We start from the raw sequence: 17,275 nt of genomic DNA on the forward strand, positions 1-17,275 counted from the left end.
CCCGTCGGAACACGAGCGGGCCGGCGCCCGTCCTCACGCGAGCAGGCCGGCGATCTCCTTGAGCTGCTCGGGCCGCAACGGGCCGTGGTCGAGGGCCGCGGCGTTCTCCTCGGCCTGGGCGACCGTCCGGAAGCCGGGGATCGGCACCGTCCGTCCGCTGCGCGCCCACAGCCAGCCGAGGGCCCCCTGGGCGAGGGTCCGGCCGTCGGCGGTCAGGACCTCACGTACGGCCTCGACCCGCTTCGCCCAGTGCTCCGCCGGTACCCCGCCCGCCTCGAACCAGCTCAGCCAGGCGGGCGGGGTGGACCTGATGTCCCCCGCGGCCGCCCGCCGGCCCTGGCCACGGACGCCGGCGAGGAGGCCCATGGCCAGCGGGCTCCGGATGACGCTGATCAGACCTCGCTCCTCGCTGAGGTCAAGCATCCCGGGAGCGTCCTCCAGCACGTTGCAGGCGTGCTGGACTGCCGCGCAGTGCTCACCTTCGGCGAACACCGCGGCGCGCTCCGGGTCGTCGGTGCTCCACCCGTAGGCCCTGATCAGCCCTTCGGCCACGAACTCCTCGCAGGCATCGCGCAGTTCCGCCGCCTCGTCGAGCGGGGTGTCACCGAGGTGCAGCTGGTAGAGATCGATCCGGTCGGTCCCCAGCCTGCGCAGCGAGGCGGTCAGCGCCTCACGGGCGTACGCGGGAGACCTGTCGGCCCCGCCCATCGTCCGGGTGCGCCCGTCGAAGAGGTTGCCCCACTTGGTGGCGACGACGGCCTCGTCCCGCCTGCCCGCGAGCGCCCTGCCCAGCACCCTTTCGCTGTGCCCGGCCCCGTACACGTCCGCTGTGTCGAAGAAGGTCACCCCGAGGTCGAGCGCCCGGCGGATCGCGGCCACCGACTCGTCGTCGTCGACCTTGCCCCAGCCGAGCGGGCTGCCGTCGGGCGCCGACCACTCGCCGCCGATCGCCCAGCACCCGAAGCCGAGCGCACCCATTTCGATCCCGCTGCTGCCGAGCGTTCGTTGCTGCCAATCCGTTTCCGTCCGCATGGCGCAGAAGCTACGAGTTGGAGTGCACAAGAAGTCAAGCGTCCTTCGCCGGCCCCTCCGGCTCACCCTCACGGGTCCCCGTCTCAGCTCACGTACACGCCCGCCCTCGCGGCCACCGCGGCCGCCTCGGCCGCGCGGTCGGCGACCGCCTGGTCCAGGGGGTCGCCACTGGCCAGCAGCCGGTAGTAGAGGGGCGCCGACACTGCCCGGATCACCTCGCGGGCATCGGTGCCCGGGGGCAGTTCACCCCGCCCGACCGCCGCGTCGACACAGCCCGCCCACTCGTCGATGCGCACCGCGTAGAAGTGGTGCAGTGCCTCGGCCGTCCGGGCGTCACAGGTCGCCGCCGCGAGGACGGCGGCGAAGAGAGGGCCTTGGCGTGCGTCGGTCAGCGTCCGGACCACCAGCCGCGCGTTGGCCCGGAGATCCTCGTCCAGGGACCCCGTGTCCGTGCGCGGGACGGACTGCTCCGCCATGTCCGTCAGCAGGTCTGCGACGAGTCCCGCCGTGGTGGACCAGCGCCGGTAGACCGTGGTCTTGCCGACCTCGGCACGGCGGGCGACATCGGCGAGATCGAGCCGGTCGAAGCCCTGCTCGACCAGCGCGTCACCGGCCGCGCGCAGCACGGACTCCCGCACCCGGGCCGTACGCCCGCCGGGCCGGACCGTGCCCGGCTCTCCATCCCCTGCATCCATAACGGTTCTCCAGTTCCATTAGTCGACCAAGCCCTGCTACGGTGAACCCATCTTAACGGAACCAAAGAACCGTTAACGCTCTCGGGTCTCCAGGAAGGGCACCCCATGTCCACGACCAGCACGGCATCCGCCACCGCGCCTCCCCGGACTCCGGCCCCGCGCATGACCGGCCGGCAGAAGCTCGTCCTCGTCCTCCTCCTCGGCGCGCAGTTCATGATCGCCGTGGACTTCTCGATCCTGAACGTCGCCCTGCCCGCCGTCGGCGAGGGTCTCGGATTCTCCCTCTCCCACCTCCAGTGGATCGCCACCTCCTTCGCCCTCGCCGCCGCCGGATTCACCCTGCTGTTCGGGCGCGTCGCCGATCTCGTCGGCCGTAAGCGCCTGTTCATCGGCGGCATGGCCGTCCTCGGCCTCTCCTCCGTACTCGGCGGGCTCGCCACCTCTCCCGAGGTGCTGCTCACCGCACGCGTCATGCAGGGCCTGGCCACCGCGGCCGTCACTCCGGCCGGACTCGCGCTGCTCACCACGGCGTTCAGGGAAGGCCCCCTTCGCGAGCGTGCCCTCGGGCTCAACGGCGCCCTGATGTCCGCCGGATTCACGGCGGGGGCGATCCTCGGCGGCCTGCTGACCGATCTGCTCTCCTGGCGCTGGGCCTTCTTCATCAACGCCCCCGTCGCCGCGCTCGTCGTGGCCCTCGCCCCGTCCGTGATCAGCGACTCGCGGCCGGCCGAGCGGCCGAAGCTCGACCTGCCGGGCGCCGCGACCGTCACCGGCGGCCTGCTCCTGGTCGTCTACGGTCTGACGCAGGCGGGCGAGTCCGGCTGGACCACACCCACCACGCAGGCCGCACTGCTGGTGGGCGCCGCGCTCCTCGCGGGGTTCTGGTTCGTCGAGAAGCGGGCGGCGGCACCTCTGGTCCCCGTGCACATACTCAGGCGGCGCAGCGTCATCTGGGGGAACGCCACCGGGCTGATCGCCTTCGTCACGGAGACCTCCCTGGTCTTCCTGCTGACGCTCTACCTCCAGGAGGTCCTCGGCTACTCCCCGCTCGCCACCGGACTCGCCTTCGGCGTCCTGGGGGTGGGCACAGTGACCGGCGGCATGCTCGGCGGCCGTGCGGTGGGCAGATTCGGCAACCGGCGCACCATCGTCCTGGGCGGCGTCGTCCAGGCCGCCGCCACCCTCTCCCTGGTGGCACTCGGCACCTCCGGCGGCTGGATCGTGCTCCTGCTGGCCGCGACCTTCGTCGGTGGCGTCGGCAACATGCTGATGATCGTGGGCTTCATGGTCACCGCGACCTCCGGTCTTCCCGACACGGAGCAGGGGCTGGCGACCGGACTGGCCACGATGACCCAGCAGGTCGGAATCACCATGGGCATCCCGGTCATGAGCGCGATCGTCACCGCCCGGACGGGCACGGACACCGGGCCCGAAGCAGTGCTGTCCGGGGTCTCGGCGGCGGTCCTCGTCAACTCCGCCCTCGTCCTCGCGGGAGCACTGCTCGCCGGGGCGTTCCTCGGCCGGTCCGGGAGCCGGGCCTCCGCCGGGTGAGTCGGGCCCGGGCGGCGGGACACGGGCGCGGCAGGATGACGGTCATGGCACAACCGCTGACCGTCCCCAGCATGACCGCCGGAGCCGATTTCGTCCTGCGCCCCTGGGAGATGAGCGACCTGCCCCTCGTCCGCGAGGCGGCGGAGGACGACTACATCCCACTGATCACCACGATCCCCTCGCCCTACTCCGAAGAGGCGGCCGAGGCCTACGTCAGGCGCCAGTGGGACCGGGCGGCCGACGGGACCGGGTACCCGTTCACCATCGCGCGCACCCGGGACCGGCGGCCGGTCGGCTCCATCGGACTCTGGCTCGCGGACGCGGCCGAGGGCAGGGCGACACTCGGCTACTGGATGACGGCCCCGGGCCGGGGCCAGGGGGTCGCGGGAGCGGCACTTCGCACGGTCACCACCTGGGCCCTGCACGAGCTGCGCATCCCCCGGGTCCAGGTGCTCATCGAGCCGTGGAACACGGCCTCGGTGCGCACCGCCGAGAGTGCCGGCTACCGGCGCGAAGGTCTGCTGCGCGGCTGGCAGGAGATCGGGGGGCGGCGCCGGGACATGCTGATCTGCTCCCGGCTGAACGACGACCGGCCTCCCGGTGTCCGGGCACCCACCGGCAGCTGAACACGAGGCGTTACGATCGCGGGCACCGCGGTGGCACCGCGGTGCCGCAGCCACTGAAACCCCTGGAGAGCCGAGCCTTGTCCGAACCACGCATCGGCGTATCCATCGTGACCATGGGAGACCGTCCGCGTCAGGTCGAGGCACTGCTGGCGTCGGTGGCCATGCAGGACGTTCGCCCCTCCCGCGTGGTCGTCGTGGGCAACGGCTCTCCGCTCCCCGACTACGGCTCTTTCCCCGGCCTGACGGACCTGACCGGCGGCGTGACCATGCTCGAACTCGACGAGAACCTCGGCTGCCCCGGCGGCCGTAACGAGGCCCTGGACGCGCTCGCCGGCTTCGGCGACGTGGACGTGGTGATCGAGCTGGACGACGACGGACTCCTCGTGGACAAGGATGTCTTCCGCACGGTCCAGGAGCTGTACGCCGCCGACCCGCGCCTCGGCATCGTCGGCTTCCGCATCGCGGACGAACACGGCGAGACCCAGCGCCGGCACGTCCCCCGCCTACGCGCCAAGGACCCGATGCGCGGCGGCCCGGTCACCGCGTTCCTCGGCGGCGGCCACGCGCTCTCCATGGAGATGCTCGCCGAAACCGGCCCCTGGCCTGCGGAGTTCTTCTTCACGCACGAGGAGACGGACCTGTCGTGGCGGGCGCTGGACGCGGACTGGAAGATCCTCTACGAGCCCGGACTGCTGCTCCAGCACCCCAAGACGTCCCCGGCCCGGCACGCGGTCTACTACCGCATGACGGCCCGCAACCGTGTCTGGCTGGCCCGCCGCAACCTGCCCTTCCTCCTGGTCCCCGTCTACCTCGGCACCTGGATCCTGCTCACCGTCGCCCGTACCCGCTCGGCCTCCGGCCTGCGCGCCTGGGCGGCCGGCTTCGCCGAGGGGGTGCGCACCGAGTGCGGCGAACGCGACCCGATGCGCTGGCGCACGGTGTGGCGGATGACGCGGCTGGGCCGCCCGCCGGTCATCTGACCGCCGTCCACCGGTACAGCACGTCCGGCTCCTCCTCCTCGTTGCGGCTGCCGTCGTCGTACGCCACGGCGACGAAGCCGTGCCGCTCGTAGAAGGCACGCGCGGCGGAGTTGCGCTGGAACGTGTAGAGGCTCACCTCCCCCCGCGAGGCCTCCTTCACCCGCTCCAGCAACTGCGTGCCTATGCCCCGCCGCAGCGTGTCGGGCCGCAGATAGAGCTGGTCGAGCTCGTCCCCGTCCAGCGAGGCGAAGCCCAGCAGCTCCCCCGCCTCCCCCTCGGCCACCCACACCCTGCTGTCAGGCAGCACCACATGGGTGATCCGGGCGAGCGTCTCCTCGTCGCTGTGCACGCGCAGCAGACCGGGCAGCGCGGCGGCCCGTGAGGCGAGGAAGACCCGGGTGATCTCCTCCGCGTCCTCGGCGGTCGCCGCCCTCAGCCGTACGGACGTGTCCTGAGCCATCCTGTCGCTCCCCCTCGTCGGTGAACGCACAGGTATACCAGGGGCGTCCAGAGGCATCAGCGGACCGTCAGGATCCGCGGCCGGCGCGTCAGAGGCCCGTCAGTACCGCGCTCCGGGTGCCTGCCCCCGCGCTGTCATGGGGAGGACGGTGCGGCGGCCGGGAGAGGTGGAGTCGATGCGGCCCAGAGTCGTGGCCGGGGTGAGCGGCACACACGGAAGTCCCGCGGTGCTGCTGTGCGCGGCCGCCGAAGCACGCCTGAGAGGCGCGGAGTTGTGGGCGGTGCTGGCCTGGGACGCCCCCGGGGCCGGCATCGGAGGCCGGCACGGCGTCAGCCTCGCCCCCTCACTCCCGCTGTGCCGTGAGGATGCCGTCGAGAGGCTGAGCCATGCCCTCGGCACGGCCTTCGGCGCGGTCGGGGCCGGAGTGCCGGTCACCGGCCGGGCCGTACGGGGCACTGCTGGTGCCGTGCTCGTGGACGCGGCCCTCGCCCAGGACTGCGTCCTCGTGGTGGGGACCGGCTCGCGCGGCGCGCTGCGGCGATTCCTGCGGCCCTCCGTGGCCCGCTACTGCCTGGCGCACGCGCCGTGCCCTGTGCTCGCCGTCCCGCCGTCACCCCTGCGGACCGACCTGGCGGCGGTCCACCGCCGGAACGTCCTGCGCCTGCGGCTCGACACCCGGGAACTCACGGACCGGGACGGCGTGTGACTCCACCGCCCGCGCGGGTCGGACGATGCATAATGCGGCCTTCAGGCAACGCCGACCGCTCATCCGAGGAGTCCCAGCTGTGGCCTTGACCCGCAATGAACGTGAACAGTTCCTGGCCGAGCCGCACGTCGCCGCACTCGCCGTGAACGCGGCGGAGGAGGGGCGGGCACCGCTCACCGTGCCGATCTGGTACCAGTACGAACCCGGAGGCGACCTGTGGATCATGACGGGGCGCGCCTCCCGCAAGGGGATCTCCATCGCCGGTGCGGGCCGCTTCAGCATCATGGTCGACCGCGTCACGCCGACCGTCCGCTACGTCTCCGTCGAGGGCCCCGTGGTCGCGACGCTCCCCGCCACCCGCGAACAGCTGGTGGAGATCTCGTCCCGCTACCTGCCCGCCGAGAAGGTCGACGGCTACGTCGACTTCGCCTGGAAGGAGCACGGCGAGCAGGTGGTCATCCACATGCGCCCCCAGCACTGGCTCAGCTCCGATCTGGGCGGGTTCTGAGACGCGGCGTACGCGCGAGCCGGTCACGGCGGCCACCGACGATGCCTGGCCGGTCGGGAGGCCCTGCACCGCAGCGCGGTCCACCCCACCCGCGGGACCACCCCCACCATCCGTGAACTGATGACGCGTCCGGTGGCGCCACGGACCTTCCTGTTCCCCGAGGCCGACGGCCCGTTCGCGGGCGCCGAGGAACTACGGCGGTCGGGCGTCACCGTGGTGCCGGTCGCCGACTGCGGCCACAACATGATGCTGGACAACCCTGACGCGTTCGCGCGGGCCACCGCCGCCGCCCTGAGCAGCAGAGGGCCGTTCAGGGGAGGGCGCTCCCGGCGGGAGAGGGGCCGAGCGGCGTCTCGGGGGGCAACGGCCGAAACAGCGCCCCCTCCCCCCTGTCCGGAAGGCGGACCACGACGGGCCCTCTGCCGGTCATCGGGCCGCCGGCAGCCGTACGCCCCGGGACCGCCCCCTTTTCTCGTCCCCGCTCCCTGACCTCCGTGAAGTCACCCCGGGGCCGGTGCGGGCGGGGACGGCCGGGGTCGGATGAAGCCCTGATTCCGGAAAATTTTCTTCGAGCCGATCTTGCGGCATAGATCGTTTAGGCTCTGGGCAGCCTCAGGGCGCACATGATGAGCCATCAATTACGGGCTCAAAACGTGCACTTCGAGTCAATGGGCGTCAATCCCGATCGCCCTGTCGCAGGGCGGGGGCCTGTGAATCGTCTCAAGAGAGGACGCCAATGCCGCAGGACGTCACATTCGACCTCCCCTTCGAGGCCCCGGTCAGCGAGCACCTCGCCTACGCCCGGGAGCGCCACCTGCGCTGGGTGTGGGAGATGGGCCTGGTTCGCAGCCAGGCCGGGTTCGAGGAATACCAGTCCTGGGACCTGCCCCAGGCGGCGGCGCGGACGTACCCCCACGCCTCGGCCGAAGACATGGTCGTCCTGATGAACTGGTTCTCCCTGGCCTTCCTGTTCGACGACCAGTTCGACTCCGGGAGCCCCGATCGCGCGGACCGCATAGCGGAGGTCGCGCGGGAGCTGATAGCCACGCCGCTCCGGCCCGCCGGGACGGCTCCGCGCGTGATCTGCCCGATCACCGTGGCCTGGGCCGAGGTGTGGGCCCATCTCTCGGATGGCATGTCCCTGACCTGGCGGACCCGGTTCGCCGCCTCCTGGGGGCGTTTCCTCGTGGCACACACCGAGGAGGTCGACCTGGCGGCCAAGGGCCGGGCCGGAACCCTCGGTATCGACGAGTACGCGGAGTTCCGCCGCCGCACCGTAGGCATCCACCACAGCATCGACGCGGGTGAACGCAGCCGCGGCTTCGAGGTGCCGGCTCAGGTGCAGGCGCACGACCTCATGGTCCGGATGCGGGACCTGGCCGCGGACACGATCGGGTTCATGAACGACATCCACTCCTTCGAGCGGGAGAAGCGCCGCGGCGACGGCCACAACCTCATCGCCGTGCTGCACCGGGAGCGCGGCGGTACGTGGGAGCAGGCCGCCGACGAGGCGTACCGCATGACCTCGGAGTGCCTGGAGGAGTACCTCCAACTCGAGGCGCACATACCGGTGATGTGCGAGGAGCTCGGCCTCGGCGCGGAGCAGCGGGACCAGGTGCGGATGGGCGTGGAAGCCATCCAGCACTGGATCAGCGGCAACTACGAGTGGGCGCTGACCTCGGGCCGCTACGCCGCCGCGAAGGAGGGCCCGGCCGCCACGGCCGAGCTGGCGGGCAGGGGATCGCTGGACGATCTGCTCGCCGTCTGACACGCCGTTCCTGCCCGGCCGGAAGCCTCGGCCGGGCAGGAACGCGGGGCGCGGTCAGACCGGGGAGGACTGTGCCGCGAACTCGACCGGGAGGGTGTCCAGACGCGCTTCCCAGGTGGAGGCGGTCGAGGTGAGTTCGTCGGCGGGTACCGACAGGCGCAGCCCGGGCAGCCGGTGCAGCAGGACGTCGACGGCGGTCTCGATGATGGCCTGGCCGATGTTCTGGCCGGGGCACTCGTGCGGGCCGCCGCTGAACGCGAGGTGCGACTGGTTGCCGTGTACGGAGACACCCGAGTCGGGCCGGATGTCCGGGTCGAGGTTGCCGGCGGCGAGCCCGAGCACCAGCAGGTCGCCCTCCTTGATCTGTGTACCGCCCAGCTCGAGGTCCGCGGTGGCGAAACGCCCCGGGAGGACCGCCAGCGGCGGGGTGTTCCACATGACTTCCTCGACGACCTCGGAGACGGATCGCTGGCCGCTGACGAGTCCCGCGAGACGGGAGGCGTCGGTGAAGACCAGCTCCAGCACCCGGGCCAGCAGGTTGCTGGTCGTGGTGTGCGCGGTGATCAGCACCAGGCGCAGATGGCTGAGGATCTCGCCCTCGTCGAGGCCTGCCGTGTGCGCGAGCAGCCCGGTGGTGAAGTCGGGGCCGGGCTCGACGCGCTTGCGTTCGGCGAGCGCTCCGAGGATCTCCATGATGCGGTCGTTGTGCGCGAGGGCGTCCGGACCACCCTTGATGACCTGGGCACAGGAGACCGCGAGACTTCGCCCCTCGGCCGCCGGGAGCCCGAACAGCCTCGTCAGCACGAGCATCGGCAGGTACTCGGCGTACTCGCCCACCAGGTCGGCGCTGCCCTTCTCGGCGAACGCGTCGATCTGCTTGTTCGCGAAGTGCGTGACATGGCGACGGATTCCGCGCCCCGCGAGGGTGTCCAGGTTGTCGGTGACGGCCCTGCGCAGCCTGCGGTGCGGCTCGCCGTCCTGGGACACGCAGTCGGGGCGCCAGCCGAGCATCTGGATCAGCGGCGAGGTCTCCTCGACGCCCCCCTCCTGCCAGTCCCGCCAGATGCGCGAGTCCCGGCTGAACTGGAGGGGGTTGTCGAGCACGCGCCGGCTCTCGCGGTAGCCGAGCACCAGCCACGCGCGGACGTCACCCTCGAGGAGTACCGGTGCCACCGCCCCGTGTTCCTTGCGCAGCCGCCCGTAGATGCCCTGCGGGTCGATCGCCGCGTCCGGCCCGTAGAGCCGGGTGAGGTCGTCCGCACCGCCGTGCATGACGGGGCAGCCGCGGGTGGCGTCCGCGGCGTTCGCCGGGTGATCGGTCATCGGGGCTCCAGAGCGACGGCAGAGCGCGCCTTGAGGTGACGGATCAGCGCGATCAGCACGTCACGGCTGGAGTTCCGGTCACGGGCGTCGCAGGTCACGACGGGGGTGTGCTCGGGGATGTCCAGGGCGTCGCGGATCTCCTCGACCGGGTGGTCCTTGGAGTCGGGGAACACGTTCAGGGCGATGACGAAGGGCACGTTCTGCCGCTCCATCTCCTCGATGGCCCGGAAGCTGGACGCCAGTCGCCGGGTGTCCACCAGGACCACGGCCCCGAGGGCGCCCTTGAACAGGCCGTTCCACAGGAACCAGAACCGTTCCTGCCCCGGTGTCCCGAACAGGTACAGCACCAGCTCCTCGTTGATGCCGATCTTGCCGAAGTCGAGGCTGACGGTGGTTTCCTGCTTGTCCGCCACCCCGATCAGGTCGTCGACGTCCACACTGGCCTGGGTCAGCGTCTCCTCGGTGGTGAGCGGCTTGATGTCGCTGACCGAGCGCACCAGGGTGGTTTTCCCCGTACCGAAGCCGCCGGCGATCATCACCTTCACCGAGCGGGTGCCCCCGGCCGTCTGCCGGTCGGGATGGTCAAAGCCTTTGAAGTCCACTGAGTACCTCCTCAAGAAGCGCGATGTCGGGCCCGCGGCCGGCTCCTGACGCCGGGATGGGATCACGGGCTTCGACGCGGCCTGCGTCCAGCAGATCGGCCAGGAGCACCGCGAGAATGTTGAAGGGCAATCCGAGGTGGGCGCCGAGTTCGGCCACCGACAGCGGATCGCGGCAGCGCCGGAGAATCTCCTCGTGCTCGTGCTGCAGGCCGGGCTCGGCTGCGGCACGGGAGATGATGAGGGTCGCCACGTCCAGGGTCGACGCCGAACCCCCCGGTCCGCTGCGCCCCCCTGTGAGGACGTAGTAGCGCTCGAGACCGGGCGGGTCCGTGGGCCGGCTGGGACCACTCATCCAGAGTGCTCCTCCAGGCGCGGGCTGGTGCCGAGAAGCTCACCCATCCTTCGCGCCAGGTCCCTCATCTGATGTCCGAGCAGGCCCTGGTCGAGCCCTTCCCTGGCAAGAACCCCGAGGTACGTCTCCACACCGGCCCGCACCACGAAGAGATGACCGCCGTCGACCTCGATCATCGCCAGGCGCAACTGCCCCGCGTACGTGGGGAATTGCTCGGCGACCGGCTGCGCGAGCGCCTGCAGGCCCGCGACCACGGCGGCGAAGCGGTCCACGTCGTCCGGATCGTCGGCGCCGTAGGAAGTGATGGCCTTGCCGTCGCTGGATGCCACGAGGGCGAAGCGGATCTCCCGGATGCTCTCCGTCAGATCCCGGAGCGCCCAGCTCACGTCGGTTCCCTGTTGCGTCATGTGGACTAGTCGCTCTCTTCAGTGCGGTTGGACTCGCGGCCGGAAGTCGTCTCGCGGGCGCCCGGGTCGGCGTCCGCGGTCGTCACCCCTGGCGGGCCGCTCTCGCGTCCGGCGGTGGCGAAGGCGGCAAGGCCGGCGAACGACGCGTCCGGCGGCACGGCGGCCATGGAGTCCACGTTCCGGTCGCCGGCGCTCGGCCGGGCGGTAGGCGTGTCGGCCCGCCTGCTCCTGCGTCGGGGCAGGCCGCCGGGCGTGGTGTCCATGGCTTCGATGGCTTCCATGGCTTCGGTGCTTTCCACCGGCACGGCGATCTCGGCCGGCTCGGGGACCGGCTCGGCCCTTCCCGCAACGGGCCTGACCGGCTCGGTGACGGGGGCGGGCAGATGGCTGAAGTACTTGTGGGGAACCACCACGACCACGGAGGTGCCGAGCCACGGCGAGTCCGCGAAGGTGACCCGGATGCCGTAGCGGCGCGCCAGGGCACCCACCACGCGCAGACCCAGGTTGGCGTCCTCCGAGATACCGCCGAGGCCGGGGCCCTTCGAGGTACCCGCGATGGACTGCTCCGCCTCGCGCTTCCGCTCGTCGCTCAGCCCCTTGCCCGCGTCCTGGATCTCGATGCCGACACCGTTGGGCACCTCCTTGCCGGAGACGACCACGGGCTCGGTGGGCGGCGAGTAGCGCGCCGCGTTGTCCAGGAGGTGGGCGAAGATCAGGGTGAGGTGATCCACCAGCCCGCCGTCGACACCGAGTTCGGGCAGGTGACGCACCTGGATACGGTTGAAGTCCTTGATGCGCCCGATGCCGCCCCGTACCACGCTGAGCAGTCGCTGCGGCTCCTGCCACTGGCGTCCGGGCCGGTCCGAACCACCGAGCACACCGATGCTGGCGGCGAGACAGTCGGCGGGACCGATCTCCTGGTCCAGCTCCATGAGCCCCTGGGCCACCGCGGGCAGCCGCCCGTGCTCGCCCTGCATCTCGTGCAGCCGGCCGCGAAGCCGGCCTGTCAGTACGTGGATCCGGCTGCCGATACCGACCACGGCCTGCTCGGCCGAGGTGGAACGATTCAGCTCCTCCTCCACGCCGAGCAGCGCGGTCCGCAGGACCTTGCGCTGCGCGGCGCGCAGCTCCGGACTCGCGTCGGCGTCCTGGCCGACCTCGGCCAGGATGTCGTCGATGGCCTCGCCGTCCCGCAACCGCTTGATCGCTTCGGGGAGGTCGCTGTCGCCGAGTCTGCCGACGGAGGCCTGCTGGAGCGCGAGGTGCTCCTCCATCGCGCCGGTCCGTGCGGTGATGCCGGTCTCGTACGCCTGGGTGTGCTCCGCGAGCCGGGCCTCGAAGGCGGCTGCCTGCTCGCCGAGTTGCGCCTCCAGAGCGGAGCGCTCGGCCGCGAATCTCTGTTCCCGGCCCCGCACATCCGCGTACCGCTGCTGGGAGTGCTCGGTCTGAGCCGAGCGGAAGTCGTCGTTCGCACGGCCGAGTTGACTACGGGTCCGGACGAGGAGCCGTACACAGGCCGCGCCGGCGACGGTGACCGCGGCACCCGCGAACGTCGCGGGTATCTGGACCTGATCAGGTCCCGCCACTGCGGTGGCGACGGTTCCGGCCCCTAAGGCCAGTGGCATCAGCCACCAGCCGTACCAGGCGACCGGAGCGCGTGCCGCCGGGGGTGGAGTGGCAAGTTCCATCTGCATCCTTCGAGAGCAACACAATCGAACAGGGGGGTCGTGCAGGCGCCGCACACGTCGAGCGGGCAGCGCGGCAGCGGCCGAGTGAGTTCGAGTCAACTCGCCGCGCCGCAGGGGAGCCTATCGGGTTTGGGATGCAAGTGATCAACTCCCCTCCGCATACCGAAGGTATTCGATCACGCTGTGGCCGGAACCTTCCGGCCGCCGTGGCAAGGCTCGGACGAGGTACGCCGACATCAGGGGCACGGCCCGGATGTGGGGGCAAGGAGCGGCCCGGATCGGGAACTCGCAGAAAGGCCGGAAAGGGCCTTTGCGGCGAGCCGGAGGCCCTTCCGGAAAGGTGGAGCGGCAGACGAGTCGGGCTGTACGCCGGGTTCTGTCGCCCGGTCGCCTCGCGGCGGCCGGGGAGACGGCCATCCATCTAGGACCGGCATTGCTGCCGGTCTCGTGCGGTCTACCCGCGAACTCGGGCGGGCAGCCCTCGGACGTTCGCGCAGGAGCACCGGGGTGCTCCCTCTTGACCTTGCTCCGGGTGGGGTTTACCTAGCCGCCTGAGTCGCCCCAGGCGCTGGTGGTCTCTTACACCACCGTTTCACCCTTACCGAGGACCGAGGTCCTCGGCGGTCTGTTTTCTGTGGCACTGTCCCGCGGGTCACCCCGGGTGGCCGTTAGCCATCACCCTGCCCTGTGGAGCCCGGACGTTCCTCGGGAGGATCCGGAGATCCTCACGCGGCCGTCCGCCCGGCTCGTCTGCCGTGATGACCATGCTACCCGGCGGGGCCGGGGGTGAAGGCCGCGATGCCCGCCTCCCAGGCCGCCGAGAGGTCGGCGCCCGGGGGAAAACGGCCGTTGAGCTCCAGGACGACCATTCCGTGGGCGAAGGCCCATGCCGCCCGGGCCCGGTCCTCGTCGCCCCCGGCCGCACGGAACAGCGGAGCGGCGGCGGCGTCCGCCGCTCCCCCGGCGGGAAGGGTGCGCCCCATGGTGAGGAGGTAGAGGTGCGGGTGGGCCAGGGCGTAGGTGCGGTACGCGGTGGCGAGTGCGGAGAAGGAACCCGGGGCCGCCGCCTCGGCGGCTGCCAGGACCCCGGCTGTCTCCCGGAGCATCTCGGCGGCCAGTGCCGCCACCACGGAGGACTTGTCCGGGAAGTGCTTGTAGAGGGACGGCGCCTTGACGCCCACCCGGTCGGCAAGCCGGCGCATGGTGAGCGCTTCGGGCCCTTCCGCCTCCAGCAGGGCGCGCGCGGCGGCGATGATCTGCCGGGGCCTGTCGGCCGTGGGGGCGATGGCGAGGTCACTCACACGTAAGACCTTCCCTGGTACGGAGTCGGGTACGCAGTCCGTAACCGAGGACGTGATCGTACGAGATGCGGACAAGCCGGTCGCCGGGGACCTGGGCCCGGCCCTCCGCGGCCCGTTCGCCCGCCCTGCCCGGCCCGCGCCGTCTTCCACGCGGACGACTTGCGCGAGGGCCGTGGCGGCGCTCACGCGGGCGCGAACAGCGCCTTCGACGAGCCGAGGTCCGCCTGGGTGAGACGGACCCGGAGCCGTTCCCCGAGCGGGAGAGGGGCGGCGGACTCGATCCGGGCGACGATCGCCGGGTCCTCGATGTGCACGGTGCCGACGGTCGGTTCGTCGTCCTTGACGTCGATCACGTACCCGTCGAAGACCTTGCCGACCTTGTCCCCGAGCAGCGCCGCCTCGACGAGGTCGACGCACTCGCGCTCCACGGTGTTCGCGCGGCGGGTCCCCTCGGCCATCTCCTTCGGCAGGCCGGGCAACGCCCGGACCACCCATTCCGGCGGCTCCCTGCCCGCGATCGCGGCGAGGCACAGCTCGGCGGCGTAGCGGTCGACGAGGCGGCGCAGAGGCGCGGTGCAGTGCGTGTAGAGCTCCGCGACGGCGGCGTGCACGGCGGGGGTGGGAAGGTCTCCGTGCTCGAACACGCTGTAGCCGGCGCCACGCAGGAGAGTGGTGCACTCCTGGAGGAACGCCGCGTGGTCGCCCTTCGCGGGGTCGAGGGAGCGCACCACTTCGGCGTACGCGACATGGTGCGGCCAGTCGATGCGCAACGCTTCCGCGGAGCGCCTGAGGCGGGCGACGGCGCCGTCGGGGGCGACCGGCAGCGTACGGAGGATGCCGGTGCCCGAGTCCCTCATGATCCCGGCGGCTGCCATGCCGGTGAGCAGGGAGATCTGGGCGTTCCAGCCTTCGGCGGGCTCCGGTGCGCGGTAGTCGAGGTCGTAGGTGCCGTCGCGTTCGACGATCTCCTGCTCCGGCACGTCGAGCGAGATGCCGCCCCGGGCGATCTCCTGCTGTTCGCGGAGCAGGCCGATGGCCTTGAGCAGGGCGAGCGGTTCCTCCGCGGTGCCGGCGTCGATCTGCCGCTGGACGCCCGCGTAGTCGAGCTTCGCGCGGCTGCGCACGAGGGCCCGGCGCACCTCGGTGGCGACCGTGCGGCCCTCCGTGTCGAGGTCGATCCGCCAGAGAGCGGCGGGCCGGGTCTCGCCGGGGAGGAGGCTCGCGGCTCCCTCGGAGAGCACCTGCGGGTGCAGGGGGACCTTACCGTCGGGGAAGTACAGGGTCGTCACCCGCTGGTGGGCCTCGGTGTCCAGCGCTCCGCCGGGCCGGACGAACGCGGCGACGTCGGCGATGGCGTAGTGCACCCGGAAGCCGCGCGGGCGCCGCTCCAGGTACATCGCCTGGTCGAGGTCCGTGGAGTCCGGCGGATCGATGGTGAGGAACGGAAGGTCCGTGGCGTCCTGGTGGCCCGACAGGTCCGGGGACCCCGCCGCCTCGCCGGCCTCGGCGAGGACGGCGGGAGGGAAGCCGGCGGGCAGGCCGAGCCCGGTGCGCAGGGCGCGCAGGGCCGCCCGCAGCGGGGTGCCGTCTGCGCCGGTCATGTGAAGCTGGCGGCGAGGCATGTCACCGAGCGTAGGCCGGGGCGGTGGGGTCGGCATCCCGGTCGTCCGGCGGGCTCCGGGCGGACCGGCCCGTACCCTTGCCGGAGGGCTTCCGCGTGTGAGGGGGCCCTGTGCCGCGTATGAAGGAGAACGCCCGTGCTCGTGCTGTTGCCGCCCTCCGAAGGTAAGGCCGCCTCGGGGCGCGGGGCACCGCTGAAGCCGGAGTCCCTGTCCCTGCCGGGTCTCGCGGACGCGCGGGCCGCGATCCTCGACGAGCTGGTCGAGCTGTGCGTGGCGGACGAGGACAAGGCCCGTGAGGTGCTCGGCCTGAGCGAGGGGCTGCGCGGCGAGATCGCGAAGAACACGGAGCTGCGCACGGCCGGGACCCGGCCCGCCGGGGAGATCTACACCGGCGTGCTGTACGACGCCCTCGGCCTGGCCACGCTGGACGCGGGGGCCAAGCGGCGGGCCGGGAAGTCGCTGCTGGTCTTCTCCGGGCTGTGGGGAGCGGTGCGGGTGGGCGACCGGATTCCCTCGTACCGCTGCTCGATGGGGGTGAGGCTGCCGGGTCTGGGGGCGCTCAACGCGTTCTGGCGCGCCCCGATGGCGTCGGTCATGCCGGAGGCCGCCGGGGACGGGCTGGTCCTGGATCTGCGCTCGTCCGCGTATGCCGGGGCGTGGAAGCCCGCGGGCGAGGTCGCGGAGCGCACGGCGAGTGTGCGGGTGCTCCAGTCCCAGATGGTGAACGGGGTGGAGAAGCGGTCCGTCGTCAGTCACTTCAACAAGGCCACCAAGGGCCGGATGGTGCGCGACCTGCTGCTGGCCGGTGCCCGGCCGAAGGGGCCGGCGGAGCTGGTGGACGTCCTGGGCGACCTCGGATACATGGTGGAGGCGCGGGCCCCTGAGCGGTCCGGACGGCCTTGGGCTCTCGATGTGGTGGTCACCGAGATCCACTGATCCACGACGCGTTGCAGCATACGCAACGCTCGTTGCGCAGTGTGCGGTTCTCGCGGCAGGATGACCCCATGACCTCCTCCGCGCCCGCCGCCGTGTCCGCTTCCGTGCTGGACCTCGCCCCCGTCGTCCCCGTCGTCGTGCTCGAGGACGCGGCCGACGCGGTGCCGCTGGCCCGCGCGCTCGTCGCGGGCGGGCTGCCGGCGATCGAGGTCACTCTGCGGACGGCCGCCGCCCTCGACGCGATCCGGGCGATCGCCTCGGAGGTCCCCGACGCCGTGGTCGGCGCGGGCACGGTGATCACCCCGGCGCACGTGACCGGGACCGTCGCGGCCGGAGCGCGCTTCCTGGTCAGCCCCGGCTGGACGGACGCCCTGCTGGACGCGATGAAGGCCTCGGGCGTGCCCTTCCTCCCGGGCGTCTCGACGACCTCCGAGGTCGTCGCGCTGCTGGAGCGCGGGATCACGGAGATGAAGTTCTTCCCGGCCGAGGCCGCGGGCGGCACCGCGTATCTGAAGGCCCTGGCCTCTCCGCTCCCCCAGGCCCGGTTCTGCCCGACGGGCGGCGTCTCGCTGGCCTCCGCGCCGTCGTACCTGGCCCTGCCCAACGTCGGCTGTGTGGGCGGCAGCTGGATGGTGCCCGGTGACGCGGTGGCGGCGAAGGACTGGGCGCGCGTGGAGCGGCTGGCGGCCGAGGCGTCGGCACTGGGCCGCGGCTGAGC

The 17,275-nt window shown here is 71.9% G+C and carries 18 protein-coding genes, 1 other RNA gene and 1 pseudogene; 9 read left to right on the plus strand and 11 right to left on the minus strand.

Translation table 11 applies throughout. From position 1 onward, the window contains the following. Positions 1 to 33 precede the first annotated feature (33 nt). Together ACFWFI_RS11135 and ACFWFI_RS11140 are read right to left on the minus strand one after the other, a co-directional pair. Positions 34 to 1,032, minus strand: a complete 999-nt coding sequence (locus ACFWFI_RS11135; RefSeq protein ID WP_387387914.1) for an aldo/keto reductase — start codon at positions 1,030 to 1,032, stop codon at positions 34 to 36. Positions 1,033 to 1,115: 83 nt separating this feature from the next. Then, complete coding sequence (locus ACFWFI_RS11140; protein WP_387387915.1) at positions 1,116 to 1,727, minus strand: TetR/AcrR family transcriptional regulator; 612 nt, start codon at positions 1,725 to 1,727, stop codon at positions 1,116 to 1,118. A gap of 105 nt (positions 1,728 to 1,832) precedes the next feature. Here ACFWFI_RS11140 and ACFWFI_RS11145 point away from each other — a divergent pair, with 105 nt between their 5' ends. The 3 genes from ACFWFI_RS11145 to ACFWFI_RS11155 all read left to right on the plus strand — a co-directional run bounded on the left by ACFWFI_RS11145 (position 1,833) and on the right by ACFWFI_RS11155 (position 4,884). Then, positions 1,833 to 3,278, plus strand: a complete 1,446-nt coding sequence (locus tag ACFWFI_RS11145) for an MFS transporter (protein ID WP_387387917.1) — start codon at positions 1,833 to 1,835, stop codon at positions 3,276 to 3,278. A 44-nt stretch (positions 3,279 to 3,322) separates the two neighbouring features. Continuing rightward, positions 3,323 to 3,904: a GNAT family N-acetyltransferase gene (locus ACFWFI_RS11150; RefSeq protein WP_387387918.1), complete on the plus strand. Its 582-nt coding sequence runs from the start codon at positions 3,323 to 3,325 to the stop codon at positions 3,902 to 3,904. Between the two features lie 77 nt (positions 3,905 to 3,981). After that, positions 3,982 to 4,884, plus strand: a complete 903-nt coding sequence (locus ACFWFI_RS11155; protein ID WP_387387920.1) for a glycosyltransferase family 2 protein — start codon at positions 3,982 to 3,984, stop codon at positions 4,882 to 4,884. Here the strand turns inward: ACFWFI_RS11155 and ACFWFI_RS11160 are convergent. Next, positions 4,877 to 5,344 (minus strand): GNAT family N-acetyltransferase, encoded by a 468-nt coding sequence (locus tag ACFWFI_RS11160; RefSeq protein ID WP_387387921.1) that lies wholly within the window; start codon positions 5,342 to 5,344, stop codon positions 4,877 to 4,879. The two genes, ACFWFI_RS11155 and ACFWFI_RS11160, sit on opposite strands and share 8 nt — an antisense overlap. A 175-nt stretch (positions 5,345 to 5,519) precedes the next feature. On the opposite strand from ACFWFI_RS11160, the gene ACFWFI_RS11165 reads away from it, so the two are divergent. From ACFWFI_RS11165 to ACFWFI_RS11180, 4 genes and pseudogenes are all read left to right on the plus strand, one after another. After that, entirely contained in the window at positions 5,520 to 6,050 is a 531-nt protein-coding gene (locus tag ACFWFI_RS11165; protein ID WP_387387922.1) for a universal stress protein, read from the plus strand. A 79-nt stretch (positions 6,051 to 6,129) separates the two neighbouring features. Further along, complete coding sequence (locus tag ACFWFI_RS11170; protein ID WP_387387924.1) at positions 6,130 to 6,558, plus strand: pyridoxamine 5'-phosphate oxidase family protein; 429 nt, start codon at positions 6,130 to 6,132, stop codon at positions 6,556 to 6,558. Between the two features lie 45 nt (positions 6,559 to 6,603). Further along, a pseudogene (locus ACFWFI_RS11175) lies at positions 6,604 to 6,855 on the plus strand (alpha/beta hydrolase); the annotation flags it as partial. Between the two features lie 439 nt (positions 6,856 to 7,294). Next, the gene (locus tag ACFWFI_RS11180) at positions 7,295 to 8,326 is read left to right on the plus strand and encodes a 7-epi-alpha-eudesmol synthase (protein ID WP_387387926.1); all 1,032 of its coding nucleotides are present in this window, start codon (positions 7,295 to 7,297) and stop codon (positions 8,324 to 8,326) included. A gap of 54 nt (positions 8,327 to 8,380) precedes the next feature. Here the strand turns inward: ACFWFI_RS11180 and ACFWFI_RS11185 are convergent, their stop codons facing one another. From ACFWFI_RS11185 to ACFWFI_RS11220, 8 genes are all read right to left on the minus strand, one after another. After that, complete coding sequence (locus ACFWFI_RS11185) at positions 8,381 to 9,649, minus strand: cytochrome P450 (RefSeq protein WP_387387927.1); 1,269 nt, start codon at positions 9,647 to 9,649, stop codon at positions 8,381 to 8,383. Further along, a complete protein-coding gene (locus ACFWFI_RS11190; RefSeq protein WP_387387928.1) occupies positions 9,646 to 10,251 on the minus strand; it encodes a GTP-binding protein in 606 nt (201 codons plus the stop codon). Before ACFWFI_RS11190 ends, ACFWFI_RS11185 begins: the two co-directional genes overlap by 4 nt. Beyond that, positions 10,232 to 10,603, minus strand: a complete 372-nt coding sequence (locus tag ACFWFI_RS11195) for a DUF742 domain-containing protein (RefSeq protein WP_387387929.1) — start codon at positions 10,601 to 10,603, stop codon at positions 10,232 to 10,234. Before ACFWFI_RS11195 ends, ACFWFI_RS11190 begins: the two co-directional genes overlap by 20 nt. Beyond that, positions 10,600 to 11,010 carry a roadblock/LC7 domain-containing protein gene (locus ACFWFI_RS11200; RefSeq protein ID WP_103515535.1) on the minus strand — a complete coding sequence of 137 codons (411 nt, stop codon included), beginning with the start codon at positions 11,008 to 11,010 and terminating at the stop codon, positions 10,600 to 10,602. The genes ACFWFI_RS11195 and ACFWFI_RS11200 overlap by 4 nt, the downstream gene beginning before the upstream one ends. Before the next feature lie 5 nt (positions 11,011 to 11,015). Next, positions 11,016 to 12,698 (minus strand): sensor histidine kinase, encoded by a 1,683-nt coding sequence (locus ACFWFI_RS11205; protein ID WP_387387930.1) that lies wholly within the window; start codon positions 12,696 to 12,698, stop codon positions 11,016 to 11,018. A 349-nt stretch (positions 12,699 to 13,047) separates the two neighbouring features. Next, an RNA gene (gene rnpB, locus ACFWFI_RS11210) (RNase P RNA component class A) lies at positions 13,048 to 13,447 on the minus strand. Positions 13,448 to 13,465: 18 nt separating this feature from the next. Beyond that, positions 13,466 to 13,999, minus strand: coding sequence for a TetR/AcrR family transcriptional regulator (locus tag ACFWFI_RS11215; protein ID WP_387387932.1), 534 nt, complete (start codon positions 13,997 to 13,999; stop codon positions 13,466 to 13,468). Between the two features lie 182 nt (positions 14,000 to 14,181). Continuing rightward, positions 14,182 to 15,621 carry an RNB domain-containing ribonuclease gene (locus ACFWFI_RS11220; protein ID WP_387387933.1) on the minus strand — a complete coding sequence of 480 codons (1,440 nt, stop codon included), beginning with the start codon at positions 15,619 to 15,621 and terminating at the stop codon, positions 14,182 to 14,184. Positions 15,622 to 15,756: 135 nt separating this feature from the next. Between ACFWFI_RS11220 and yaaA the strand changes: the two genes are divergently transcribed. Continuing rightward, on the plus strand, positions 15,757 to 16,557 hold the full coding sequence (gene yaaA, locus ACFWFI_RS11225) for a peroxide stress protein YaaA (RefSeq protein ID WP_387387934.1): 801 nt from the start codon (positions 15,757 to 15,759) through the stop codon (positions 16,555 to 16,557). 68 nt (positions 16,558 to 16,625) lie between these two features. Then, complete coding sequence (eda, locus tag ACFWFI_RS11230) at positions 16,626 to 17,273, plus strand: bifunctional 4-hydroxy-2-oxoglutarate aldolase/2-dehydro-3-deoxy-phosphogluconate aldolase (protein WP_387387935.1); 648 nt, start codon at positions 16,626 to 16,628, stop codon at positions 17,271 to 17,273. Positions 17,274 to 17,275 lie beyond the last annotated feature (2 nt).

Origin of the sequence: Streptomyces sp. NPDC060209, from assembly GCF_042728155.1 — a bacterium.
GTDB lineage: Bacteria > Actinomycetota > Actinomycetes > Streptomycetales > Streptomycetaceae > Streptomyces.

Excerpts from the sequence above, each read along its gene's own strand:
- ACFWFI_RS11145 (WP_387387917.1), top strand. The coding sequence starts at position 1,833 with ATGTCCACGACCAGCACGGCATCCGCCACCGCGCCTCCCCGGACTCCG.
- ACFWFI_RS11135 (WP_387387914.1), bottom strand. The coding sequence starts at position 1,032 with ATGCGGACGGAAACGGATTGGCAGCAACGAACGCTCGGCAGCAGCGGG.
- ACFWFI_RS11180 (WP_387387926.1), top strand. The coding sequence starts at position 7,295 with ATGCCGCAGGACGTCACATTCGACCTCCCCTTCGAGGCCCCGGTCAGC.
- ACFWFI_RS11200 (WP_103515535.1), bottom strand. The coding sequence starts at position 11,010 with ATGACGCAACAGGGAACCGACGTGAGCTGGGCGCTCCGGGATCTGACG.
- eda (WP_387387935.1), top strand. The coding sequence starts at position 16,626 with ATGACCTCCTCCGCGCCCGCCGCCGTGTCCGCTTCCGTGCTGGACCTC.
- ACFWFI_RS11140 (WP_387387915.1), bottom strand. The coding sequence starts at position 1,727 with ATGGATGCAGGGGATGGAGAGCCGGGCACGGTCCGGCCCGGCGGGCGT.
- ACFWFI_RS11220 (WP_387387933.1), bottom strand. The coding sequence starts at position 15,621 with ATGCCTCGCCGCCAGCTTCACATGACCGGCGCAGACGGCACCCCGCTG.
- ACFWFI_RS11150 (WP_387387918.1), top strand. The coding sequence starts at position 3,323 with ATGGCACAACCGCTGACCGTCCCCAGCATGACCGCCGGAGCCGATTTC.
- ACFWFI_RS11195 (WP_387387929.1), bottom strand. The coding sequence starts at position 10,603 with ATGAGTGGTCCCAGCCGGCCCACGGACCCGCCCGGTCTCGAGCGCTAC.
- ACFWFI_RS11165 (WP_387387922.1), top strand. The coding sequence starts at position 5,520 with ATGCGGCCCAGAGTCGTGGCCGGGGTGAGCGGCACACACGGAAGTCCC.
- ACFWFI_RS11160 (WP_387387921.1), bottom strand. The coding sequence starts at position 5,344 with ATGGCTCAGGACACGTCCGTACGGCTGAGGGCGGCGACCGCCGAGGAC.
- ACFWFI_RS11205 (WP_387387930.1), bottom strand. The coding sequence starts at position 12,698 with ATGGAACTTGCCACTCCACCCCCGGCGGCACGCGCTCCGGTCGCCTGG.
- ACFWFI_RS11185 (WP_387387927.1), bottom strand. The coding sequence starts at position 9,649 with ATGACCGATCACCCGGCGAACGCCGCGGACGCCACCCGCGGCTGCCCC.